The organism is Tepidiphilus succinatimandens, assembly GCF_006503695.1.
GTDB lineage: Bacteria > Pseudomonadota > Gammaproteobacteria > Burkholderiales > Rhodocyclaceae > Tepidiphilus > Tepidiphilus succinatimandens.
In genome coordinates, this window is record NZ_SBIK01000001.1 from 228,583 (window position 1) to 252,377 (window position 23,795).

The window sequence follows — 23,795 nt, forward strand, 5'->3', positions numbered from 1 at the left end:
AAAGGCGCCCGCAGGCGCCTCGAGGAACACGGGACAAGCGGCTACTTCAGCAGCCGCCTTCCAGCCCCATCATCCGGCGGTAGAACGCGTGGAAATGCGGCATTCCCACTTCGAACGGCTCCTGATAGGGCCCGACCTCGTCCCTGCCCTCGGCCAGGAGCGCCTTGCGGCCGCGGTCCATGCGCTCGGCGATTTCATCGTCCTCGACCGCCGTTTCCATATAAGCCGCCTGCTGCGCTTCGACGTACTCGCGCTCGAACTCGACGATCTCTTCGGGATAATAGAATTCCACCACGTTGATCGTCTCGCTCACCGACACCGGCCACAGGGTGCTCACCACCAGGGTATTGGGATACCACTCCACCATCACGTTGGGGTAGTACAGCATCCAGATCGCGCCGTGCTCGGGGAGTTTCCCTTGATGATAATCGAGTACCGCCTTGTGCCAGCGCGCATAGACCGGCGTGCCCGGCTTGTCGAGCGCCGTAATGCCCACGCGCTGTACGGAGTACCATTCGCCGAACTGCCACTCGAGGGCGCTGCAATCGACGAAATTGCCCAGCCCCGGATGGAAGGGCACGACGTGGTAATCCTCGAGATACACCTCGACGAAAGTCTTCCAGTTGTAGTGGCAGTCGTGGCGCACGACCCGGTCGAGCTTGTAGCCGGAGAAGTCGAACCAGCGGGCAAGCTCCATGCCAGCGAGATCGGCCGCCGCCGAGCGCGGCCCGCGGAAGAGGAGCCCGTTCCACGATTCCAGCGCCTCGCGCTGCAGGTTCAGGCAGGGCGTCTCGGAAAAATGCGGCGCACCCACCAGCCGCCCCGTGAGATCGTAGGTCCAGCGGTGCAGAGGGCAGACGACGTGCTCGGTCTTCCCTTCCCCCTGCAGCATGATGGCCTGCCGATGGCGGCAGACGTTGGACAGCAGCGCCGGCCCCTGGGCATCGCGCACCAGCGCCTTGGCGTGGTCGAGCCACTCGAGCGAGCGGTAGGAACCCGGCTCGGGCACCATGGCCTCGTGCCCGACATAGCCCGGCCCCTGACGGAAAAAAACCTCCAGCTCGCGGCGAAACAGCGCCTCGTCGAAATACCACGACACCGGAAATTGCAACGCCGCCGGCTGCAGACGGACCCCAGAACCCATCTCCGACATGATCGAACCCTCCATGGACGAAAGGACCCGACCTCGACGCCGAGGTCGCCGAAAGAGCGCGGGATGGTACCACGAAACGAATGCAAGGGGTTGATCGAGCGAAAAATCTTTCGCCTCGCCCCGATCGGATTCATTCCAGCCGCACGAGCAGCCCCTTGAGGTATTCGCTCTCGGGCACCGCCAGACCCACCGGATGATCCGGTCCGGCCTGCAGGCGGGCGAGCACCTGCGCGTCGCGCCCGTTCTTGGCGGCGCACTCGGCGACGATCTCGCGGAATTCCTCCGCGCCGATGCCGCCGGAGCAGGAAAACGTCATCAAAAGCCCGCCGGGGGCGACCAGGCGCATGCCGTGCAGGTTGACGTCGCGATACGCCCGCCGCGCCTGGGGCACGTGGGCCGCCGAGGGAGCGAACTTGGGCGGATCGAGGATGACGAGGTCGAAGCGCTCGCCGTCGCGCTCCCACTCGCGCAGCAGAGTGAAGACGTCGGCCTCGAACCAGCGCGCCCGATCCGCCGGCAATTCGGCATCGAGGGCGAGGTTGCGCCGCGCGAGTTCCAGCGCCGGACCGCTCGAATCGATCGAGCAGACCTCGCGCGCGCCGCCCGCGAGCGCGTGCAGCGAAAACCCGCCGCTGTAGCAAAACGCATTGAGCACCCGCGCCCCCTCGGCGAGCTGCCCGGCGAGCCGCCGGTTCTCGCGCTGATCGAGATAAAAGCCGGTCTTGTGCCCCTGCACCACGTCGACGAGCAGACGCACGCCGTACTCCTCGATCACCACCGTCTCGGGCAAGGTTCCAAAAACGAGCCCCGTGCGCGGTTCCAGCCCTTCGAGCCGGCGCGCGCCGGAATCCGACCGCTCGTAGAGCGCCTCCAGCTCCGGCAAGACGCGCCGGATGGCATCGACGATGGCCTCGCGCCAGCGCTCGGCCCCGGCAAAGGTCATCTGCAACACCGCCACCGCGCCGAAGCGATCGAGGATCACGCCGGGCAGGCCGTCGGCCTCGCCGTGCACCAGCCTCAGACCCTGCTGCCCGCGCAAGAGGGGATGCGCCAGACGCCGGGCGATCGCCTGGGCGATGCGCCGCCGGAAGAAGGCGTGATCGACGGGCGAATCCGGCGTGAAGTGCCACACCCTCGCGCGGATGCGCGAAGCGAGCGACACCCCGGCGCGCGCGAGCGGCGTGCCGTCGTGGCGCGCCACGAGCACGGTGTCGCCGTTTCTCACCGGCCCGTCGATGCGCTCGACGCTGGTGTCGAAAATCCAGGGGTGACGCCGCATGAGCGAGCGCTCCCGCCCCGGTTTGAGGATCAAGGTCACCATGAAGACATTCCGTTCTATTTGCGTTTGGCCCGCGGATGGGCCGCGTCGTAGATGCGTGCCAGATGCTGGAAATCGAGCCGGGTATAGACCTGGGTGCTGGCGATCGAGGCGTGTCCCAGGAGTTCCTGTACCGCCCGCAGGTCGCCCGAGGATTGCAGCAGGTGACTGGCGAAGCTGTGGCGCAGCCGGTGCGGATGGAGGCTCCCTTCCACGCCATGCTTGCGCCCCCAGCGCACCAGGCGGCTTCCCACCCCCTGAGGGGAGAGGCGCGTGCCCTCGCGGCTCACGAAGAGCGCCTTCTCGCCCGGCGCCACGAGCTCGGCGCGCAGCGCGAGCCACTGGTGCAGCGCCGCGATGGCCGTGCGCCCCAGCGGCACGGTGCGGCGTTTGCCGCGTTTGCCGGTCACGCTCACCCAACCCTGGTCGAGATCGAGGCAGGCGGGATCGAGGTCGAGCGAGACGAGCTCGGCCACCCGCAGCCCCGTGGCGTAGAGGAGTTCGGCCATGGCGCGGTCGCGCACCTCCAGACCCGCCTCGGGCGCGGCGTCGAGCACGCGCTGCGTCTCGTCCACCCCCAGCGCCTTGGGCAAGAGGCGCGGCGCACGCGGCGCGCGCAGCCCGTCGGCGGGGTTGGCCGCCACCCAACCCTGGCGCAGCGCCCAGCGGTAGAACCCGCGCCAGCACGACAGGCGGCGCGCGAGCGAACGCGGCGCCAGACCCTGCCCGTGCGCCCGGGCGAGCGCCGCGCGTAAGGCAGCCGCATCGGCGCGCAGCGGCTCGCCGCCCGTGGCCTCGGCCAGGGCTGCGAGTTCCAGCCGGTAGGCACGCACGGTCGCCGTGGCGCTGCGGCGCTCGGCCTCGAGCGCGACGAGGTAGCGCTCGATCGCGTCGGGCAGCTTGGCTTCGTCCATGAGGCTCACGCCGCCTCGCGGCAGCGGGCGAGCGCCGCTGCCGCGAGCTCGCCGATACGCCGCAGAAAGACGGTTCCCATCGCCGGGTAGAAGCGCTGCGGCTCGGGACTGCCGAGCGCCAGCAACCCCACGCCCTCCTCGGGCACCGGTAGCGGCAACACGGCGCAGGAGGCGACGTCGGTACCGAGCCAGGCGGCAAGCGCCGGATGCGGCGGCGAGCCCACGTGCACCTCGGCGAGCGTGCGGGCGAATTCGGCCAGCGCCTCGGGCAATTCCGCCGCGAGCCAACCGGGCAGCCCCAGGCGCACCGTCGGCACGGCGAATTCTTCGCTGAGCGCGCGCGTGAGGATGTGGCGCACCTGCGGCCGTGTCTCCGCCCCGATGAGCGCGAGCGCGAGGCGATGCAGTTTCTCGGCGAGCTGGTCGTTCTGCCGCCCGATCTGCAGGAGCTGGGCGAATTTCTCTTCCAGCGCCTGGAGCTGACCGCGCAGCAGGCTCGCCTGATGCTGCGCGAGCGACACCGTCCCCCCCGGCCCCTCGGAGGGCAGGGCCAGTGAGACCACCAGCGCTGGCTCGCGCAGGAAGAAATCCGGATGCTCCTGCAGATAACGGCGAACGTCGTCGTGCGAGCAGCTCATCGCGGCAGCTCCCGGGGCTGGTCGAGATCGATCACGCCTTCGAACACCGTGCGCGCCGGCCCGATCATGATCACGGGCTGGCCGGGACCGGCCCACTCGATGCGCAGCCGCCCGCCGCGCGTGTGCACCGTCACCGGCGGGCGCAGCAGCCCGCGCAGGGTGCCGGCCACCACCGCGGCGCAGGCGCCCGTGCCGCAGGCAAGCGTCTCGCCCGCCCCGCGCTCGAACACCCGCAGCCGGATCGCATCGGGCGCGAGCACCTGCATGAAGCCGACGTTGACGCGCTCGGGAAAACGGGGATGGCGCTCGATCTGCGCGCCGAGCTCGGCCACCGGCGCCCGATCGACGTCCTCCACCACCAGCACCGCGTGGGGATTGCCCATGGAGACCGCCGTGAGTTCCACCCGCGCGCCATCGACTTCGAGCGTCTGCACCACCGCGTCCGTGTCGCTCACGAAGGGGATGCGTGCGGGCTCGAGTACCGGCACCCCCATGTCGACGGCCACCTCATCTGCTTCGCGCAGCTCGGGTTCGATCACGCCGCTCGCCGTCTCCACGCGCAGGCGCCGCTTGCTGGTGAGCCCTTTCTCCACCACGAAACGGGCAAAGCAGCGCGCGCCGTTGCCGCACTGCGCCACCTCGCCGCCGTCGGCGTTGAAGATGCGGTAGCGGAAATCGGCGTCGGGACGGGTAGGCGGCTCCACCAGCAGGAGCTGGTCGCAGCCGATGCCGAAATGCCGGTCGGCGAGCCAGCGCACCAGTTCAGGCGAAGGGGTGAAGCGCTGGCGGATCGCGTCGATGACGACGAAATCGTTGCCCAGACCGTGCATCTTGGTGAAATGGAGGAGGTTCATGTCCTCAGCGCCTCGTCGAGGAGTTCGATCCAGTGCTGCACCGGCACGTTCGCGCCCTGTTCCAGGTGGGTGATGCAGCCGATGTTGGCCGAGGCGATCCGGGCCGGGGCGTGCTCGGTGAGCGCGGCGAGCTTGTTGCGCTTGAGCGCCTCGGCCAATTCCGCCTGCAGCAGGGAGTAGGTTCCGGCCGAGCCGCAGCACAGGTGCGCATCGCGCACCGGAACGAGCGTGTAGCCCGCGCGCGCGAGCAGCCGTTCCACCACCCCGCGCACTTTCAGGCCGTGCTGCAGCGAACAGGGGGCGTGAAAGGCCACGGCGCCGCGCGAGGTCGGCTGTGCCGGCAGGAGCGCCTCAAGCGAAGCGGATTCGGCGGCGAGCACTTCGCTCACGTCGCGCGCCCGCTGCGCCACTTGCGCCGCCCTGTCGGCATAGAGCGGATCCTCGGCGAGCCAGAAGCCGTAGTCGCGCACCTGCGCCGCACAGCCGGAGGCGGTGATGAGGATGCCCTCGATGTCGCCCGACTCGATCGCCGGCCACCAGGCGTCGATGTTGCGCCGCGCCCGCGCGCGCGCCCGCTCCTGCTCGTCGAGGTGCCATTCGATCGCCCCGCAGCAGCCCGCCCCCGGCGCCGCCTCGAGCGAGATGCCCAGGCGGTCGAACACGCGCTCGGCCGCCGCGTCGATTGCCGGCTTGAGCTCGGGCTGAACGCAACCTTCCAGCCGCCACCAGCGGCGCGCGTGCCGCAGCGCCGGCCGGGGCCCGGCTTCCTGAGGGGCCGGAATCTTCCCGGCCAGGGAATCTGGCAGCACCCCCTTGCCCATACGGGCGAGCCGCAGCGCCGCGGCGAAGCGTTTTCGCTCGGGCAGCACGCGCGCGAGCGCCCAGCGCTTGGCCCGCTCGGCAAGCGGCCGTGGCACGCGCGCATCGACTTCGTGCCGGCCGATGTCGAGCAGATGGGCGTACTCCACGCCCGAGGGACAGGTCGTCTCGCAGGCGCGGCAGGTGAGGCAGCGGTCGAGGTGCTGCTGGATGGCGCGCGTAGGCGGCACCCCTTCGAGCACCTCCTTGATCTGGTAGATGCGCCCGCGCGGCCCGTCGAGTTCGTCGCCGAGCAACTGGTAGGTAGGGCAGGTGGCGGTGCAGAAGCCGCAGTGCACGCACTTGCGCAGGATGGCGTCGGCCACCCGGCCGGCGGGGGTGTCACGGATGAAATCGGCCAGATTCGTCTGCATCGCTCACTCCAAGGGCAAGCGGCGCGCGAACACGCCGTCGGGGTCGAATGCAGCCTTGAGCCGCGCTTCGATGGCGCGCTCGGCGGCGCCACGCGGCGCGAACACGCGCCCACCGGTCCGGGCACCGCGCCAGCGCATGGCATGTCCGCCCACGGCGCGGGCGCGCTCGAACCAGGAATCGTCGGCCGCCGGCCGGCGTAGCCAGCGCAACCCGCCGCCCCATTCGACGAGCGCATCCTCCGCATCCGCCCAGGCGGGCGTGGTCGGCGGCAGCGCCAGGCGCCACAGCACCTCGCCCTCCTGCAGCTTCCAGGCGGGCAGCCGCTGCTCGCGCACGTCCTCCCAGAAAACGCGAGCCGCCTCCTCGGGCAGCACCTCGCCGCCCAGGCGCGTCGCGGCCGCTTCCACCGCCGCCCGGGCGCCGGCAAGGCCCAGGGTCATTTCCCCCTGCCACCACACGCCCGCCGACAGCGGCAGCGGCTGCCCCGCCAAACGGTTGAAGCGCTCGATCGCCTCGTCCTGGCTGCAGGCAAAGCGCAGGGTACGGGTAGCCGGAGGCAGCGGCAACACTTTCAGCGACACCTCCAGGATCACCCCTAGCGTGCCGAGCGAGCCGGCAAAGAGCCGGGAGACGTCATAGCCGGCGACGTTCTTCATCACCTCGCCGCCGAAGCGCAGCACCCGTCCCTGACCATCGAGCACCCGAACCCCCAGCACGTAGTCGCGCAGCGCCCCGTGCCCCCAGCGGGTCGGGCCGGAGAGGCCGGAGGCCACCGCCCCGCCGATCGTGGCCGAGTCGGCGAAGTGCGGCGGCGAGAAAGGCAACCATTGCCGGTGCTGCGCGAGCAGCGCCTCCACTTCCGCGAGCGGCGTGCCGCCATAGGCGGTGAGCACCAATTCCGAGGGCTCGTAGCGGATGATGCCGGAGAGCATACCCACTTCCAGCGGCTCGGCTTCTGGGTCCGACGCGCCGTACCAGGATTTGCTGCCCCCGCCGCGGATCTCCAGCCGCCTGCGCCCGCACGCCTCCAACACCTGCTCGCGCAGGCGATCGACGATCGCGTTCATTGCTCCTCCTGTCGTTTTTTTCGGTGTCGCTCGGCAAGCCGCGCCTCGTCGCGCAGCCACAGCAAGGAACCGATCAGCCCCAGCACGGGAATGCCGACCAATAACAGCTGCACCCAGGCCCGCTCGCTCACGCCGTTCAAAAGCGCGGCAACTCGGCAAAAGGCAGCTTGCCGCGCGACACGCGCATGCGGCCGTATTCGGCGCAGCGGTGCAGCGTGGGAATCGCCTTGCCGGGGTTCAGAATCCCCGCCGGGTCGAAAGCCGCCTTCACCTGGAAGAAGGCTTCGAGCTCCACGGGCGAGAACTGCACGCACATCTGGTTGATCTTCTCCATCCCCACGCCGTGCTCGCCGGTGACCGTGCCGCCGAGCCGCACCGAGAGCTCGAGGATGTCGGCGCCGAACGCCTCGGCCCGCTCCCATTCGCCGGGCTGGTTCGCGTCGAACAGGATCAGGGGATGCAGGTTGCCGTCACCGGCGTGAAAGACGTTGAGACAGCGCAGGCCGTATTCGCGCTCCATCTCGGCGATCGCCTCCAGCATCTCGCCCAGGGCCTTGCGCGGAATCGTTCCGTCCATGCAGTAGTAGTCGGGCGAGACGCGCCCGGCGGCCGGAAACGCCGCCTTGCGTCCAGCCCAGAAGCGCAGCCGCTCCTCCTCGTCGCGCGAGACGCGCCACTCGGTGGCGCCGCAGCGCTCGAGCACCGCTCCCATGCGCGCGATCTCTTCTTCCACCTCCTCGGGCGTGCCGTCGGACTCGCACAGCAGCACCGCCGCGGCCTGAAGCGGATAGCCGGCGTGGACGAAATCCTCCGCGGCGATCGTCGCCCCCTGGTCCATCATCTCCAGCCCCGCGGGGATGATGCCTTCGGCGATGATCGCGGCCACCGCCTCGCCGGCGGCGCGCACCGAGTCGAAGGCAGCGAGGATGCAACGCGCCGTCTGCGGCCGGGGCAGCAGTTTCACCGTGATCTCGGTGACCACCGCCAGCATTCCCTCCGAGCCGATCGCCAGCGCGAGCAGGTCGTAGCCCGGCGCATCGGGGGCGAGGCTGCCAAAAACGACGGGCTCCCCTGCGGCGGTGTAGCCGCGCACGCGCAGCACGTTGTGCACCGTGAGGCCGTACTTCAGGCAATGCACGCCCCCGGAATTCTCGGCCACGTTGCCCCCCAGGGTACAGGCGATCTGCGAGGACGGATCGGGCGCGTAATAGAGCCCGTACGGCGCGGCTGCTTCCGAAATGGCGAGGTTACGCACTCCCGGCTGCACCGTGGCGGTACGTGCGAAGGGGTCGAGGGCGAGGATGCGGTTCAAGCGCGCGAGCGACAGCACCAGCCCCTGCGGGTGCGGCAGCGCCCCGCCAGAGAGCCCCGTGCCGGCTCCGCGCGGCACGACCGGCACCCGCAGACGGTGACAGGTCTGGAGCAGTGCCACCACCTCTTCCTCGCTGCGCGGCAGCGCCACGGCCCAGGGCAGCTCGCGAAAGGCCGAAAGGCCGTCGCACTCGTAGGCGCGAAGTTCGGCCTCGTCGTGGATCAGGGCGTCTTCGGGCAGCAGCCGGCGCAGCTCGGCGACGAACGCCTCGCGAGAAACGGTCGGGGAGAGGGAATCGGACGGGGTTTCAGCCATCGACGCGCTCCAGCGGGGCAGAGGGTTCTTCGACGGGATTCTCCGCCGGGCACAGCACTTCGGCCACACGATCGGCCGTTCCTTCCAAATGACGTTCGGCCGCGCGCCATGCCGCCGCCGGATCGCCCGCACGCACCGCTTCGAGGATCTCGCGGTGCTCGGCGTTGGCTACGAGCGGCCAACCCCGCACCTGCCCCTCCTCGCCCCAGAGGACGCGGTGCACGGCGGCATTCTTCGCGCCCAGGTATTCCTGGAAACGCTCGATCTCGGGGTTGTGCGTGGCGCGGGCGAGCGCCAGGTGGAATTCGTCGTCCCACTGCGCCCCGGTCGTCCCCTTGGCAGGCGAGTGCGCCGCCTGACGGGCCCAGCGGTCCATGGCAGCCACCACCGCTTCGAGATGGTGCAGATCGGCCTCGCTGCGCCGCAGCGCCGCCAGTTCGGCCACGCCGGTCTCGAACACCTTGCGCAATTCGAGAATATGGCGCAGCTCTTCGAGCACGTCGACTTCCTCGACGTTCTTGAGATGGAACCCCTTGCGGCCTGGACGATCGATGACGTACGTGCCCGAGCCCTGACGCGCCGCCACCACCCCCTCGGCCTTCAGATCGGCAATGGCCTCGCGCACTACCGTCCGGCTCACCCCTAACTTCGCACACAAAGCATGCTCCGAGGGCAAGCGGGCGCCCCGGGGATGATGGCCGGCAAGGATGGATTCGACCAGCGATTGGACCACCCGCTCACATTCCCGCGTCGTTTTTTTTCGTGTGTCCATGGCCTTGGCTGCGTGAATGAGCTCACGAGGAATTTACACGCAAGCCGGGCTAGGATCAAGCGGCGCGTTCGAGCAAGGGGCGGGCGATGGTCTCCAGGCCCTGCTGCAGCGCGGTTTCGAGCCGCTGCAGCTGCTGCTCGAGCCGCTCGCGCTCGGCGCGCAGTTCGGCCAGCTGGGATTCCAGCGACTCGGCCGCCTGATGCACCCGCACGATGCCGTTCATGCGCAGCTCGAGTTCGGTCTTCTTCTCTTTCAGGGCCGCCTCGAGCGGCAGCAGCGCCTGCCGCACCCAGGTGGCCGCCTCGCGGTGCATCGCCTCCCAGCGATGCTGGACTTCGCTCGCGACCAGGGAAAGGAATCGCTCGATGACACCCGACTTGGTATGCACGAGCATGGTACCCCAGCTGGCGAGCTGGCGCAGGGCCAGGGTTCGCGCCGTCTCGAGCGAAGCGCGCGCGGCGGCGAAATCGAGCGGAGCCGGCGGTCGGCAGTCGATGCCATGCTCCACCTCGAGCTGGCGCATCATGGCCGTGAGCATTTCGTGGATTTCCTTTGCCTTGGCCTGCGCCCGGTCGACGAGCGCAAACACCCGCTCGAAGAACTGCTCGATGCGTTCCTTGAGATCCAAGGAAAAGGCCGCCATTTCCATCTGATGGCGCACGTCGGTGAGCTCGAAGCGGAACCGCGACACCGCCACCGCGTCGAGCAGCTCCCGGCACTGTTTGGCGTAGACGGCCCGGGTAGCCTGATAGCGGCGCAGGGCTGCGTCGAACTCTTCCTTCTCCGCCTGGGCCTTGCGCAGCAGATAGGCCACGCGGCTGCGGTTCTGGCCCCGCAGGGCGGCCAGCTCGGATTCTTGCGCCGCCACCGCCGACAGACGCTCACGCACCATCCCCGCCGCCAGCGCGCCGATCTCGCGAAAGGCAGCCGCCACCGCCTCGCGCGTGAGCGCCTGTCGCTTGCCGAGCAGATCCTGCGACAAGGCCTGTTCGAAAGGCTCGATGCGGCTGCGGCGCAAGAGCGCCTCGTCCCCATGGATGCGCGCAGCCAGCGCCTTCTGCGCCGACAGCGGGAAGACGTGCTCCGGGCGCACCTCCAGCATGCGGGCCACGGACTGGACCTGGGCGGCGATCTCGCGCTCGATCTCGGCTTCGGTGCGGATGCCGTCCCACAGCGAGTCGATCTTGTTGAGCGCGACGAGGCAACCCTCGTCGGGATCGACGCGCGACTCGAGCACGTAATGGCGCCAGATCTTCATGTCGCTCTGGGTGACGCCCGTGTCGGCAGCCAGCACGAAGACCACGGCGTGGGCCTGCGGCAGCAGCGAGAGGGTGAGCTCCGTCTCGGCGCCGATGGCGTTGAGCCCCGGCGTGTCGAGGATCACCAGCCCGCGGGCGAGCAGCGGATGCGGATAGCGCACGATGGCATGGCGCCAGGCAGGCACTTCCACGAGGCCGTCCTCACCGGGCACCAGCCCCTCTTCCCCGCTCGGGTCGATGTGAAAGCCCAGGGACTCGGCCTCATCGACGGGAATACGCCGGGTTTCGCCCACGCGCTCGAGCGCCTGCTGCACCGAGGCCAGGTTCTCCGGGTTGTAGGACTGCACGCTCCAGCACTCGCGCCGACGCCGCGCCTCGTGCAACGAGACGATCTCGCGGCGCGTGTCGATCGGCAGCAACAGCACCTCCGGGCGCGCCCCCTCGAACCATTCGATCTCGGTAGGGCACATGGTGGTGCGTCCGCTACGCGAAGGCAGCGCCCGCGCACCGAGCGAAGAGAAGACGAGCGCGTTGATGAGCTCCGACTTGCCGCGCGAAAACTCCGCCACGAAGGCCAGACGCAGGCACTCCTCGCGCAGCCGCTCGCGGGCGGCATCGAGCCGGCTCCTGAACACCTCGTTCGCCACGCCCAGGGATTCCAGCGTGCGGGCGAGCGACTTCAGCGCATCGAGCGCCCCTTGGCGCCATTCGTCATAAGCCGTGAAATACCGTTCGAGACTCACCGCCAATCCCCGCGCATGGGAACATCGCATAAGCTTACCATGCCGTTCGCCCCGGAGATTGGCAAACCGGGCAAAAGAACGTGCTTCGCCCCCCTTGGAGCACCCGCCGCACCGGCGCAGCGCAACGCGGACAGGGTTCGCCTTCGCGTCCATACACCGCGAGCCGGTCGCGGTATTCACCCCCCTTTCCTTCCACCGTGCGGTGATCGCGCAGGGTCGTGCCGCCGGCGGCGATCGCCGCCTCGAACACCGCCCGCAGCGCTGCGAGCAGCCGCGCCCAATCCTCTTCGCCGAGCGTACCCGCTGGCCGGTCCGGATGGATACCGGCATGAAAGAGCGCCTCGCAGGCATAGATGTTGCCGGCGCCCACCACCACGTCGCCCGCGAGCAGCACCTCCTTGATCGCCCGCCGCCGCTCCTGCACCCGTTCGCGCGCCAAGGCCGGCGTGAGCCGCGCATCCCACGGCTCCAGCCCCAGGCGCACCTCCAGCGCCCGCTCGGCGGCCGCATCCAGCGGCAGGATGAGGCCGAAACGCCGCGGGTCGGTATAACGCAGCAGATTCTCTTCGAAGAGGAAATCCACGTGATCGTGCCGCCCCGGCGGCACCTCCGGCGCTGCGAACGCGAAATGGCCGCTCATCCCCAGATGCACGAGCAAGGCGCCTTCGTCGAAGCGCCACAGCAGATACTTCCCCCGCCGCTCCACCCGCAGCAACCGCCGCCCCACCCAAGGCGAAAGGGGCGGCACCGGCCGGCGCAGGCGCGGCTCGCGCACCCGCACTTCCGTCAGACTTTTCCCGACGAGGCGATCCTCCAAGCCGCGGCGCACCGCCTCCACTTCGGGCAGTTCAGGCATCCTTTCCTCCGCGAAACCGACGCCGCGGCCTCTCCTCCTTCACCTTCCCAACGGGCGCATCCTGCCACGGCACCAGCTGATCCGGCCGGTTGCCGATGAGATCGCGCCGCCCCATCTTCAGCAGCGCCTCTCGGATGAGCGGCCAGTTGGCCGGATCGTGCCAGCGCAGCAGCGCCTTGTGCAGCCGCCGGCGCCGCCCCTCGCGCACCACTTCCACCGTCTCGCCGCGCGCGAGCGGTCGCAGCGGATTGCGCCTGCTGTGATACATCGCCGTGGCGAGCGCCATCGGCGTGGGCAGAAAGGTCTGCACCTGGTCGGGGCGAAAGCCGTTCTTCTTCAGCCACAGCGCCAGCGCCACCATGTCCTCATCCGTGGTGCCCGGATGCGCGGCGATGAAGTACGGGATCAGCTGCTGGTTCTTGCCCGCCTCGCGCGAGAAGCGCTCGAAGAGGGCGCGGAACTGCTCGAAGGTCTCCACCCCCGGTTTCATCATCTTGGAGAGCGGCCCCGGCTCGGTGTGCTCCGGCGCGATCTTCAGCCGCCCGCTCACGTGATGGGTGACGAGCTCGCGCACATACTCGGGCGAGCGCACCGCCAGATCGTAGCGCACGCCCGAACCGATGGTAATGCGCTTCACCCCCGGCACCTGCCGCGCACGGCGATAGAGCCGGATGAGCGGCGCATGGTCGGTATCCAGGTTCGGGCAAATGCCGGGATAGACGCAGGACAGGCGCCGGCAATGGCGCTCGATCGCCGGATCCTTGCAGCGCATCCGGTACATGTTCGCCGTCGGTCCGCCCAGGTCGGTCACGTGCCCGGCAAAGCCCGGCGTGCGGTCGCGGATCGCCTCGATCTCGCGCAGGATGGAGTCTTCCGAACGGCTCTGGATGATGCGCCCCTCGTGCTCGGTGATGGAGCAGAACGTGCAGCCGCCGAAACAGCCGCGCATGATGCTCACCGAGAACTTGATCATCTCCCAGGCCGGAATGTGCGCCTGCCCATAGCTCGGATGGGGACGACGCGCGTAAGGCAAGCCGTAGATGAAATCCATCTCGGCGGTAGACAGCGGCAGCGGCGGCGGATTGACCCACACCTCGCGCGCCCCCGGCCCTTCGCCGTGGCGCTGCACCAGGGCGCGGGCGTTGCCCGGGTTCGATTCCAGATGCATCACGCGCGAGGCATGCGCATAGTGCAGGGGATCGTCGCGCACCGCCTCGAACGAAGGCAGGCGCACCACCTCGCGGCTGCGGTCGCGCTTGGCGCCCACGGGCTCTCGACCCTCGGCGGGCTGCGGCGCGGAGGGCATGGGACGCACGGCGTAGGGATCGGGCGGAGGCATGGGACGTCCGGGCGCCTCGATCTCGCTTGCGTCGATCTCACGCCAGTCCGCCTGCGGTTTCCAGCCCGGCGGCACCGCGAACACCGTGCCGCGCAGATCGCGGATCGAACCGATGGGCTCGCCCGCATCCAGCCGGCGCGTGAGCGCGAGCAGAGCCCGCTCCGCGTTGCCGTAGAGCAAAATATCGGCCTTCGCGTCGAGCAGCACCGAGCGGCGCACTTTCTCCGACCAGTAATCGTAGTGCGCCAGCCGCCGCAGGCTCGCCTCGATTCCCCCCAGCACCACCGGCACGCCAGGAAAGGCCTCGCGCACCCGCTGCGCATAGACGATCACCGCCCGGTCCGGGCGCTTGCCCGCCACTCCGCCCGGCGTATAAGCGTCGTCCGAACGGATGCGCCGCTCGGAGGTATAGCGGTTGACCATGGAATCCATGTTGCCGGCGGTGATGCCGAAATACAGCCGCGGGCGCCCCAAGGCCTTGAACGGCTCGGCGCTGTGCCAATCCGGCTGGCTGAGGATGCCCACGCGATAGCCGTGCGCTTCCAGGAAACGCGCGAGCAGCGCCATGCCGAAACTCGGATGGTCGATGTACGCGTCCCCCGTCACCAGGATCACGTCGCACGCCTCCCACCCCAGCCGTGCCATTTCCGCGCGCGTCATCGGGAAGAACGGCACCGGCGCCCGGCCGCTCGCCGGCGCGATGATCGTATCCTCCCCCCTGTCTTCCGTCTGCTGCATCGTCTCTCGCCCTTCGCCCGCCTTGCCGGGCTCATCGATTCTCATTATCCTACGCAAAGAACGCTTCTGGAGCGAATCCCATGCCCCCCGATCGCACCGGCACCGTCGGCCTGTTCGCCACCTGCCTCATGAACGCGATGCGGCCCAACATCGGCTTTGCCGCGGCGCGGCTCCTCGAAGACGCCGGCTGGCGCGTCGAAGTTCCGCGCGAGCAGACCTGCTGCGGTCAGCCCGCCTACAACGGCGGCGACGAAGACGCCGCCCGCGCGCTCGCCCGCCGCACCATCGCCCAGTTCGAAGCCTTCGATGCCCTCGTGGCCCCCTCCGGCTCATGCCTGGCCACCCTCAAGCACGACTACCCCCGCCTGCTGCGCGACGACCCCCTCTGGGCTGGCCGTGCCCAGGCGCTCGCCGACAAATCCTGGGAACTCCTCACGTTTCTCCACGAACGAGTCGGCCCCGAGCACATCCGCAGCCGATTCCCCCATCGTGTCACCTACCACGACAGCTGCTCGGGGCTGCGCCAGCTCGGCATCCACGAGGCGCCCCGGGCATTGCTTGCCCGCGTCGAAGGGCTAAGACTCGTCGAAGCCGAAGAACGCGAAGTCTGCTGCGGCTTCGGCGGCACTTTCAGCGTCAAGTATCCCGCCCTCTCCGAGCGCCTCGCTGAAAACAAGGTGCAGCGGCTGCTCGCCACCCGCGCCGAGGTCGTGCTCGGGGGCGACCTCGGCTGTCTGCTGCACCTCGCCGGGCGGCTTTCCCGCATCTGCGCCCCGGTGCGCGTCTATCACACGGTCGAAGTGCTCGCCGGCCTGGCCGACGGCCCCGGCATCGGCCAATCCTGAACGGAGCGCCCCATGCAGATCCGCACCCGCGAGTTCATCCCCCGCGCCACCTTCGCGCTGCACGACCCCAACCTGCAGCGCGCGCTCGCCAAAGCCGCCGACGGGTTCATCGGCAAGCGCGCCAAGGCCATCGCCGAAGTCCCCGAGTTCGAAGCCCTGCGCGAAGCCGCCCGCGTGCGCAAGGACGAGATCCTCTCCGAGCTCGACCTCTGGCTCGAACGCTACGAAGCGCGCGTACGCGCCGTGGGCGGTCAAGTCCACTGGGCGCGCGACGCCGAAGAAGCCCGCGCCATCGTGCTCGCCCTGTGCCGGCGCGCCGGTGCCAAGACCGTGGCCAAGGGCAAATCCATGGTCTCCGAAGAAATCGGGCTCAACGAAGCGCTCGCCGCCGACGGGCTCGAAGTGATCGAGACCGACCTCGGCGAATACATCGTGCAGCTGGCCAAGGAACCCCCCTCGCACATCATCGCCCCGGCCGTGCACAAGACCAAGGAACAGGTCGCCGAACTCTTCGCCGAGCACCACGGCACCACCCCCGAGCCCACGGTCTCGGGCCTCGTCACCGAAGCGCGCCAGCAGCTGCGGCGCGCCTTCTTCCGTGCCGACGTGGGCATCACCGGCGCGAATTTCCTCATCGCCGAAACCGGCGCCTCGGTCATCGTCACCAACGAAGGCAATGGCGACCTCACCCAGACGCTCGCCCGCGTGCACATCGTCACCGCCGGCATCGAGAAAGTCGTCCCCGCGCTCGAAGACGCCACCCTCTTCCTGCGCCTGCTCGCGCGCAGCGCCACCGGCCAGGACAGCGAAACCTACACCACCTATTCCATGGGCCCGCGCCGCGCCGGCGATCCCGACGGTCCGCAGGAATACCACGTCGTGCTCGTCGACAACGGCCGCAGCCGCATGCTTGGCGGCCCTTGGCGCGAGATGCTTCGCTGCATCCGCTGCGGCGCCTGCATGAACCACTGCCCCGTGTACGGCGCCATCGGCGGGCATGCCTACGGCTGGGTCTACCCCGGCCCCATGGGCTCGGTCCTCACCCCCCTCTTCGTGGGACTCGACACCGCCTACGACCTCCCCAACGCCTGCACCCTCAACGGCCGCTGCGGCGAAGTCTGCCCGGTCAAGATCCCCCTGCCCGATCTCATCCGCGAAGTGCGCCACGCCCAGCAGCGCGACGGCCTGCACCCCCCGGCCGAGCAGCGCGTCAAGGCCCTGTGGCGGCGCGTCGCCGAACGCCCCGCCCTCTACCACGGGCTCGAGCGCCTCGCCGTGCGGCTCCTCGCCACCCTAGGCCACAAAGGACGCATCCGCCGCCTGCCGGGGCTCTCCGGCTGGACGGACGCGCGCGACCTCCCCGCCCCCGCCGGGCGCACCTTCCTCGAACTCTGGCACGCCAAAGGCCACGACGAATGAGCGAATCCGCCCCCCTCGACCCCGCCCTCGCCGCCCGACGCCGCGACACCGTGCTCGGCGCCATTCGCCGCAACCTCGGCCGCGACGCCGCCCCGCCCGCCCCCGAATTCCCCATGCCGCCGGCGCACCCGCGCCTTGCCGTGCCCGAAGAAGACCTGGTCGAACGCTGGCGCAAGCGCTGGGAAGCCCGCGGCGGCACCAGCGCCCTCGTGCCCACGAAAGCCGCCGCGGTCGAGCACCTCGTCGCATGGTGCCGCGAACATGGCCTTCCCGCCCCCACCCACGCCGCCCGGCCCCTGCTCGAACTCCCCTGGCCCGCCGACTGGCACCTCGACCCTGGCCCCGCCGGCATCGACACCCAGAGCGCCGTGAGCCTCGCCTTCGCCGGCATCGCCGAAGTCGGAACCCTCGCCTTCCTCTCCGGCCCCGAGAGCCCTGTCACCCACCTCTTCGTGCCCGACAACCACTTCATCCTGCTCGACGCTGCCACCATCGTGCGCCACTTCGAAGACCTCTGGCAGCGCCTGCGCCACCACCTCGCTCCCGCTGGCGGCGACTGGCGCGAACGGCTGCCGCGCACCATCAACTTCGTCGCCGGCCCCTCCCGCACGGGCGACGTCGAACAGACGATCCAGCTCGGCGCGCATGGACCAAGGCGGGTGCATGTGGTGATTTTCCAAGAAAATCGTTGAAACACCCTTTGACGAGGAGCCCCCCCATGACCGACCAACCCTACACCCCGCCGCGCGTCTGGCAATGGGAACAACCCAGCGGCGGGCGATTCGCCAGCATCAACCGCCCCGTGGCCGGGCCCACGCACGAAGCCGAGCTGCCCGTGGGCAAGCACCCCCACCAGCTCTACTCGCTCGGCACGCCCAACGGCCAAAAAGTCACCATCCTCTTCGAAGAGCTGCTCGAAGCCGGCCACGCCGATGCCGAATACGACGCCTGGCCCATCGACATCATGAAAGGCGAGCAATTCTCGACCGGGTTCGTCGCCATCAACCCCAACTCCAAGATTCCGGCCCTGCTCGACCGCAGCACCAATCCCCCGACGCGGGTGTTCGAATCCGGCGCCATCCTGGTCTATCTGGCGGAAAAATTCGGCCAATTCCTCCCCGCCTCGGGTGCTCCGCGGGCCGAGTGCCTCTCCTGGCTCTTCTGGCAAGTGGGTTCCGCCCCCTACCTGGGCGGAGGCTTCGGGCACTTCTACGCCTACGCGCCCATCAAGCTGCAATACCCCATCGACCGCTTCGCCATGGAAGTCAAGCGCCAGCTCGACGTGCTCGACCGCAACCTCGCCCAACGCCGCTTCATGATCGGCGACGAATACACCATCGCCGACATGGCCATCTGGCCCTGGTACGGCGGCCTCATCCTGGAAAACCTCTACGACGCCGCCGAGTTCCTGCAGGTCCACAGCTACAAGAACGTGGTGCGCTGGGCCAACGAACTCGCCGAACGCCCCGCCGTCCAGCGCGGCCGCCGCGTCAACCGCATCCGCGGACCGGAATCGCTGCGCCTGCCCGAGCGGCACGGACCGGAAGATTTCCTTGCGTCCTAAGCTCTTGCGGCAAACGACGAGACAAAGGCGGCCCAACCATCAGAAGCCTGTCTGTTCAGAAGTGGGCGCTGTGCCAAGGCTGGGCCGGCCCTTGACAAGGGGCAGGAGCCCGACTTTAATAACTGTTGTTAGTCATCAAGAGACACCGCAATGCCGACCAGTGTGGCACTCAGCCCCCATTTCGAGGCCTTCATCCGCCAGCTGGTGGAGTCGGGCCGTTTCAACAACGCCAGCGAAGTGGTGCGCGCCGGACTGCGCCTACTCGAAGAGTACGAAGCCGAACGAGCGGCCAAGCTGCAGGCCCTGCGCGAAGCCGTTGCGGTGGGGCTGGCCAGCGGACCGGATATCCCGGCGGACGAGGTGTTCGATCGACTGGAGGCGAAGTATCTCGCCATGGCTGAAGCGACCGAAAGAACCTGATGCGGCTTATCTTCCTGCCGCAGGCCGAGACGGATCTCGAAGCCATCGGTGACTACATCGCCCGGGACAATCCCCGACGGGCGCTGAGCTTCGTGCGCGAATTGCGCGCCCAGTGCCGCAAGATCGCGAAGGCGCCAAAAGCCTATCGTCCCCGGCCAGAGCTCGGCCCGGGCCTGCGCTCATGCCCCTATGGCAACTACCTCGTGCTGTTTTTTGAAGAGCCTGGTCTCGTGCGGATCGTGCGGGTGCTGCACGGGGCCATGGACGTCGACGCGCAGTTCGCCGAAAAAAATTTCAACGGAAACGCGACGCCTGCCGGGTTTCCCCCCTCCACGAAATGAGCGCCCATGCCAACATTGAACTGGATCGGCAAAGAAGCCGTCGTCAAACACCACCGGGAAGTTCCTTTTCGCCTGCTCGAGCCGGTCGCCGATCTCTCCTGCGGCCCGGCCGATTCGGGCAACCTGATCGTGCAGGGCGACAACCTGCACGCCTTGAAGGCGCTGCTGCCGCGCTACGCCGGCCAGGTGAAATGCATCTACATCGACCCGCCCTACAACACCGGCAACGAGGGCTGGGTGTACAACGACAACGTCAACAGCCCGGAGATTCGCAAGTGGCTGGGCGAGGTGGTCGGCAAGGAAGGCGAGACCCTCGACCGCCACGACCGCTGGCTGTGCATGATGTACCCGCGGCTGGTGCTCTTGAGGCAGTTCCTGCGCGAGGATGGGGCGATTTTCGTGTCGATCGACGACAACGAGGTGGCGACGCTGCGGTTGTTGATGGATGAGGTGTTCGGGAAAAGAAACTTCATCGAAACAATAATTTGGGAAAAAAACTATGCCCCCAAAGCCTCATCTCGTCATTTTTCAGAATCACATGACTACATAGTCGTATATGCTATGAATTCAGATCGTTGGACTCGAAACCTGATTCCTCGCTCTGAAAAACAGAATAAAATGTACAAAAATCCTGATAATGATCCTCGTGGTCCATGGCGCCCAAATAATCTTGCTGCTCGAAATTTTTATAGCAAAGGAACATATTCCATTACTTGTCCATCAGGAAGAGTCATTTCTGGCCCTCCAAAAGGATCGTACTGGCGTATTTCTGAAGAAAAGTTCAAAGAATTAGATGCCGATGGGCGAATTTGGTGGGGGATAGATGGGAACAATATACCAGCGCCTAAAATTTTTCTTTCAGAGGTCACTCAAGGCGTTGTTCCCATGAGTATTTGGTATTACAAAGACGTAGGCCACACACAGGAAGCCAAGAAAGAATTGCTCGAACTGGTCGATTTCGCCTCCAGCGACGACGTGTTCATTACCCCCAAACCCACCCGCCTAATTCAGCGCATCCTGCAAATCGCCACCGACAAGGGTTCACTCGTCCTCGACAGTTTCGCCGGCTCCGGCACCACCGCCCACGCGGTCCTGAAACAAAACGCCGAGGACGGCGGCAAGCGCCGTTTCATCCTTGTCGAGATGGACCCGGGCATCGCGCAAAACGTCACCGCCGAGCGCGTGCGCCGGGTGGCGCAGGGCTACACCAATGCCAAGGGGCAGGCGGTGGCAGGGTTGGGCGGCGGATTCCAGTTCTGCCGCCTGTCGGCCGAGCCTCTGTTCGATGCCGACGGGCAAATCCGCCGCGATGTGACCTTCGCGCAACTGGCCGAGTTCGTCTGGTTTGCCGAAACCGGCACCGGCTTTACCGGCATGGCCGATTCGCCGCTGCTGGGCGTGCACGAAGGCCGCGCCATCTATCTGCTCTACAACGGCATCTTGAAAGACAAGTCCGTGGCCGGCGGCAACGTGCTCACCGGCGCAGTGTTCGACGCGCTGCCGCCGTTTGCCGGCCCCAAGGTGATCTACGCCGCCGCCTGCCGCCTGGGCAACGCACGGCTGGCGCGCGAGGGCATCATCTTCAAGCAAACGCCCTACGCGCTGGAGATGTGAGCCATGCAGGCGCGCAAGGTCATCATCATTGCCGGGCCAAACGGCGCGGGCAAAACCACGTTTGCGCGCGAATTCTTGCCCAACGAGGCCGGCTGCCCGGTGTTTGTGAACGCCGACCTGATCGCCGCCGGACTCGCGCCCTTTGCGCCCGAGACGGCGGCCGTACAGGCCGGCCGCCTGATGTTGCAGGAACTCGCGCGGCACTTCGCGGCTCGCGAGAGTTTCGCGTTCGAGACCACGCTCGCCGGGCGCGGCTACGTACACCACATCCGCGACTGGCAGGCGGCTGGCTACCGGGTCAAGCTGATTTTTCTGCAGCTCGACAGCCCCGAGGAAGCCATAGCCCGTGTCGCGCAGCGCGTCCGTCAAGGCGGACACGCCATTCCCGAGACGACGATCCGCCGCCGCTTTGCGGCCGGCCGGGAAAATTTCGAGCGCCTGTACGCCCCGCTGGTGGGCGCTTGGGCGCTGTATGACAACGCCGGCGCCACGCCGGTATTGCTGGACTGGAGCGAGAAGCCATGAATCCACGACCGATCGAAACCGCGCAGGATGAGGACTTGCGCCTATCACGTCAGGCCATGCAACGCGCCGCCCTACGTGCCTGGGAAATCGCAGCGCGGACCGGTACGGCCATCATCATCCGCCGTGCCGGCGCGATCGAGGCGGTACGGCCCCAAGAGCTCGAACCGCCGCAGCTGCAGCAGACACTGCACGCGCCAGACACGGGAAAGCCATGACCCCCTTCACCCCCAAAACCTACCAGCAGCAGGTGCTGGACAGCGTGCAGGCCTACTTCACGGCGTGCCATGAGCTGCCTTCGCCTTCGCTCGCCTTCACCGCCACCACCGAACGCCTGTGGGGGCGCGGTAATCCGTACCATGCGCTCGTGGGCTTTCCGGCCGACATGCCGTATTTCTGCCTGCGCGTGCCGACCGGCGGCGGCAAGACCTGGCTCGCGGCGAAAAGCGTGCAACTCGTCAATACCCATCTCTTGCGCTCCCAGTACAGCGTGATTCTGTGGCTGGTGCCGAGCAAACCCATCCGCGAGCAGACCCTCAAGGCGCTGAAGGATCGTGCGCATCCCTATCACGCCGCGCTGCGCGAGGCGGGGCCGGTGACGGTGCTCGATCTGGAAGAAGCCAAGAGCGTGACGCGCGCCACGCTGGACACGTCCACCACGGTGATCGTCGCCACGCGCCAAGCCTTTCAGGTGGAGGACGAGGAATGCCGCAAGGTGTATCAGTCAAGCGGCGCGCTGATGCACCACTTCGACAATCTTGTGCCCAGCCAGCGCGATGCCCTGCTCTCCGAGGGCGAGGGCAGCGAGCGCACCGTGCCCTATTCGCTCGCCAACGTGCTGCGCCTGCGCCGGCCGTTCGTGATCGTGGACGAGGCGCACAACAGCCGCACGGAGCTCGCCTTCGACATGCTGGCGCGCTTTCGCCCGAGCGGCGTGATGGAGCTCACCGCCACGCCCGATCTCACGCGCACGCCGAGCAACGTGCTGCACAGCGTCTCGGCCGCCGAGTTGAAGGCGGAGGAGATGATCAAGCTGCCGGTGGTGCTGGAAACCGAGCCCAACTGGCGGCAGTGCCTCGCCGATGCGCTCACCCGGCGCGAGACGCTGCACCGGCTGGCGGAGGAAGCCCGCCGCGCTGGCGCGCCCTACCTGCGCCCGGTGGTGCTGATTCAGGCCGAAGCTCGCCGCGCCGGGGTGGAAACGCTCGATGTGGCGCGCGTAAAAAACGAGCTGATCACCAACCACGGCATTCCGCCCGAGGAGATCGTCGTGGCCACGGGTGAGGAAAAGGGGTTGGAAAGCATCGACGCCTCGTACCCCAAAGGGATTGCCGACCCCGCCTGTCCGGTGAAATTCGTCATCACCCAGAAGGCGCTCGCCGAGGGTTGGGATTGCCCGTTTGCCTACATTCTGGTGAGCATGGCCGAGCTGAAATCGGCCACGGCGGTGGAACAGCTGCTGGGGCGCATCCTGCGCCAGCCGAACGCGCGCCACTTTGCCGACCAGCGCCTCAATCAATCCTACGCATTCGTGGTGTCGCGCAACTTTGCCGAAACAGCGGCCGCGCTGCGCGACCGGCTGGTGGCCGGGGCCGGCTTCGAGCGGCGCGAGGTGGCCGAATTCGTGGCTGCGGCTTTGCCGGAGCAGGCGCGTCTCGACCTGGAAGCTCACGCCGGGCGTGTGGTGGTGCGGCCGGTGGCGGTGACGCTGCCGGAAAAGCCCGACCTCAAAAGCGTGCCGAAACCGGTGCGCGACAAACTGAGCTGGGACAGTGCGCTCAACACCCTGACCCTGCACGCGCCGCTCTCGGAAGATGAAACCGAAGCGCTCAAGGCATCGGTCACTTCCGCAACGGCAGCCGCGGCCATTGAGGAAGCTGCCGAAAAGAGCCGCACGACGGCGATCGAGTTTTTTCAGACACCGGCCGAACAGGGTGAGCGCTTTCGCGTGCCGCAGCTGGCCTTGCGCGTGCAGGGCAAGTTGCAGCTCTTCGACGATCCGGAAGTGCTCGAATATCCGTGGAACCTCTCGCTCTACGACGCCGAACCGACGGCCGGCGAACTCGCAGCCTTGGGTGCGGCGCTCAAGGTGGCCGAGGGCGGCGAAATCGACGTCGACGCGGGTGGTCACGTGGTGTCGCGTTTCCTGCCCGAATTGCAGCGCGACTTGGGTCTCGTGTATCCACCCGAACACTGGGACGAAGTACGCCTCGCCACCTGGTTGTGCCGCAACCTGCCCGAACCGTCGCTGACCCATGAGAACAAGCAGGCGTTCGTCGCCGCGTGGCTCACGGCCTTGCTGCGCCGGGACGGCTTCACGCTGGCGCGCGTCAACCTGCAGAAGTTCCTGATCCGCAATCTGATCGAAGCGCGTATTCGGGAACTGCGCAAACAGGCTGTCGGCAAGGCGTACCAGCAGACCTTATTCGGTGACGATGCGGCCTCGCGCGTGGCAGTGAGCGACCAATACGTCTTCGAGTTTCACGCCCTGGCTGTAAGCGCGCAATTAGTTTGCGACACTTTGCGCAATTAGTTTGCGACTTTTAGCGAATTGTTTGC

Annotated in this window: 23 protein-coding genes; 10 read left to right on the top strand and 13 right to left on the bottom strand. The window is 67.8% G+C overall.

The features are described from left to right. Positions 1–46: 46 nt before the first annotated feature. The 13 genes from EPD82_RS01185 to EPD82_RS01240 form a co-directional block, all read right to left on the bottom strand. A complete protein-coding gene (locus tag EPD82_RS01185) occupies positions 47–1,153 on the bottom strand; it encodes an aromatic ring-hydroxylating oxygenase subunit alpha (RefSeq protein WP_141054431.1) in 1,107 nt (368 codons plus the stop codon). A gap of 130 nt (positions 1,154–1,283) precedes the next feature. After that, positions 1,284–2,474, bottom strand: coding sequence for a class I SAM-dependent rRNA methyltransferase (locus tag EPD82_RS01190; protein WP_141054434.1), 1,191 nt, complete (start codon positions 2,472–2,474; stop codon positions 1,284–1,286). Positions 2,475–2,488: 14 nt separating this feature from the next. Then, positions 2,489–3,385, bottom strand: coding sequence for a tyrosine recombinase XerC (locus tag EPD82_RS01195; protein ID WP_055422509.1), 897 nt, complete (start codon positions 3,383–3,385; stop codon positions 2,489–2,491). Between the two features lie 5 nt (positions 3,386–3,390). Continuing rightward, positions 3,391–4,023, bottom strand: coding sequence for a DUF484 family protein (locus EPD82_RS01200; RefSeq protein ID WP_141054437.1), 633 nt, complete (start codon positions 4,021–4,023; stop codon positions 3,391–3,393). After that, positions 4,020–4,877, bottom strand: coding sequence for a diaminopimelate epimerase (dapF, locus tag EPD82_RS01205; protein ID WP_141054440.1), 858 nt, complete (start codon positions 4,875–4,877; stop codon positions 4,020–4,022). The genes EPD82_RS01200 and dapF overlap by 4 nt, the downstream gene beginning before the upstream one ends. Continuing rightward, entirely contained in the window at positions 4,874–6,109 is a 1,236-nt protein-coding gene (gene glcF / locus EPD82_RS01210; RefSeq protein ID WP_141054443.1) for a glycolate oxidase subunit GlcF, read from the bottom strand. Before glcF ends, dapF begins: the two co-directional genes overlap by 4 nt. Before the next feature lie 3 nt (positions 6,110–6,112). Then, on the bottom strand, positions 6,113–7,177 hold the full coding sequence (gene glcE, locus EPD82_RS01215) for a glycolate oxidase subunit GlcE (RefSeq protein ID WP_141054446.1): 1,065 nt from the start codon (positions 7,175–7,177) through the stop codon (positions 6,113–6,115). Beyond that, entirely contained in the window at positions 7,174–7,317 is a 144-nt protein-coding gene (locus tag EPD82_RS11860) for a hypothetical protein (RefSeq protein ID WP_170210750.1), read from the bottom strand. Before EPD82_RS11860 ends, glcE begins: the two co-directional genes overlap by 4 nt. Continuing rightward, the gene (locus EPD82_RS01220) at positions 7,314–8,804 is read right to left on the bottom strand and encodes an FAD-linked oxidase C-terminal domain-containing protein (RefSeq protein WP_055422504.1); all 1,491 of its coding nucleotides are present in this window, start codon (positions 8,802–8,804) and stop codon (positions 7,314–7,316) included. Before EPD82_RS01220 ends, EPD82_RS11860 begins: the two co-directional genes overlap by 4 nt. Beyond that, a complete protein-coding gene (locus EPD82_RS01225; protein ID WP_072247870.1) occupies positions 8,797–9,537 on the bottom strand; it encodes a FadR/GntR family transcriptional regulator in 741 nt (246 codons plus the stop codon). The genes EPD82_RS01220 and EPD82_RS01225 overlap by 8 nt, the downstream gene beginning before the upstream one ends. Positions 9,538–9,631: 94 nt before the next feature. Further along, positions 9,632–11,578 carry a dynamin family protein gene (locus EPD82_RS01230; protein WP_170210751.1) on the bottom strand — a complete coding sequence of 649 codons (1,947 nt, stop codon included), beginning with the start codon at positions 11,576–11,578 and terminating at the stop codon, positions 9,632–9,634. 34 nt (positions 11,579–11,612) lie between these two features. Beyond that, positions 11,613–12,434, bottom strand: a complete 822-nt coding sequence (gene mutM, locus EPD82_RS01235; protein WP_141054452.1) for a bifunctional DNA-formamidopyrimidine glycosylase/DNA-(apurinic or apyrimidinic site) lyase — start codon at positions 12,432–12,434, stop codon at positions 11,613–11,615. Beyond that, positions 12,427–14,433, bottom strand: a complete 2,007-nt coding sequence (locus tag EPD82_RS01240) for a YgiQ family radical SAM protein (RefSeq protein WP_141054840.1) — start codon at positions 14,431–14,433, stop codon at positions 12,427–12,429. The genes mutM and EPD82_RS01240 overlap by 8 nt, the downstream gene beginning before the upstream one ends. A 158-nt stretch (positions 14,434–14,591) precedes the next feature. Between EPD82_RS01240 and EPD82_RS01245 the strand changes: the two genes are divergently transcribed. The 10 genes from EPD82_RS01245 to EPD82_RS01290 all read left to right on the top strand — a co-directional run bounded on the left by EPD82_RS01245 (position 14,592) and on the right by EPD82_RS01290 (position 23,769). Continuing rightward, positions 14,592–15,356, top strand: a complete 765-nt coding sequence (locus tag EPD82_RS01245; RefSeq protein WP_141054455.1) for a (Fe-S)-binding protein — start codon at positions 14,592–14,594, stop codon at positions 15,354–15,356. 12 nt (positions 15,357–15,368) lie between these two features. Next, entirely contained in the window at positions 15,369–16,775 is a 1,407-nt protein-coding gene (locus tag EPD82_RS01250; RefSeq protein ID WP_141054458.1) for a LutB/LldF family L-lactate oxidation iron-sulfur protein, read from the top strand. Further along, positions 16,772–17,467 (top strand): LutC/YkgG family protein, encoded by a 696-nt coding sequence (locus EPD82_RS01255; RefSeq protein ID WP_055422498.1) that lies wholly within the window; start codon positions 16,772–16,774, stop codon positions 17,465–17,467. Before EPD82_RS01250 ends, EPD82_RS01255 begins: the two co-directional genes overlap by 4 nt. 26 nt (positions 17,468–17,493) lie before the next feature. Next, a complete protein-coding gene (gene yghU, locus EPD82_RS01260; protein WP_141054461.1) occupies positions 17,494–18,339 on the top strand; it encodes a glutathione-dependent disulfide-bond oxidoreductase in 846 nt (281 codons plus the stop codon). A 150-nt stretch (positions 18,340–18,489) separates the two neighbouring features. Further along, on the top strand, positions 18,490–18,759 hold the full coding sequence (locus tag EPD82_RS01265) for a type II toxin-antitoxin system ParD family antitoxin (protein WP_141054465.1): 270 nt from the start codon (positions 18,490–18,492) through the stop codon (positions 18,757–18,759). Further along, positions 18,759–19,100: a type II toxin-antitoxin system RelE/ParE family toxin gene (locus EPD82_RS01270; RefSeq protein WP_141054470.1), complete on the top strand. Its 342-nt coding sequence runs from the start codon at positions 18,759–18,761 to the stop codon at positions 19,098–19,100. The genes EPD82_RS01265 and EPD82_RS01270 overlap by 1 nt, the downstream gene beginning before the upstream one ends. Before the next feature lie 6 nt (positions 19,101–19,106). Next, positions 19,107–20,714, top strand: a complete 1,608-nt coding sequence (locus tag EPD82_RS01275; protein WP_141054473.1) for a site-specific DNA-methyltransferase — start codon at positions 19,107–19,109, stop codon at positions 20,712–20,714. Positions 20,715–20,717: 3 nt separating this feature from the next. Further along, positions 20,718–21,239, top strand: a complete 522-nt coding sequence (locus EPD82_RS01280) for an ATPase (protein WP_141054476.1) — start codon at positions 20,718–20,720, stop codon at positions 21,237–21,239. Further along, positions 21,236–21,454, top strand: a complete 219-nt coding sequence (locus EPD82_RS01285) for a hypothetical protein (protein ID WP_055422493.1) — start codon at positions 21,236–21,238, stop codon at positions 21,452–21,454. The genes EPD82_RS01280 and EPD82_RS01285 overlap by 4 nt, the downstream gene beginning before the upstream one ends. After that, the gene (locus tag EPD82_RS01290; RefSeq protein ID WP_206202130.1) at positions 21,451–23,769 is read left to right on the top strand and encodes a DEAD/DEAH box helicase; all 2,319 of its coding nucleotides are present in this window, start codon (positions 21,451–21,453) and stop codon (positions 23,767–23,769) included. Before EPD82_RS01285 ends, EPD82_RS01290 begins: the two co-directional genes overlap by 4 nt. Positions 23,770–23,795: the final 26 nt, after the last annotated feature.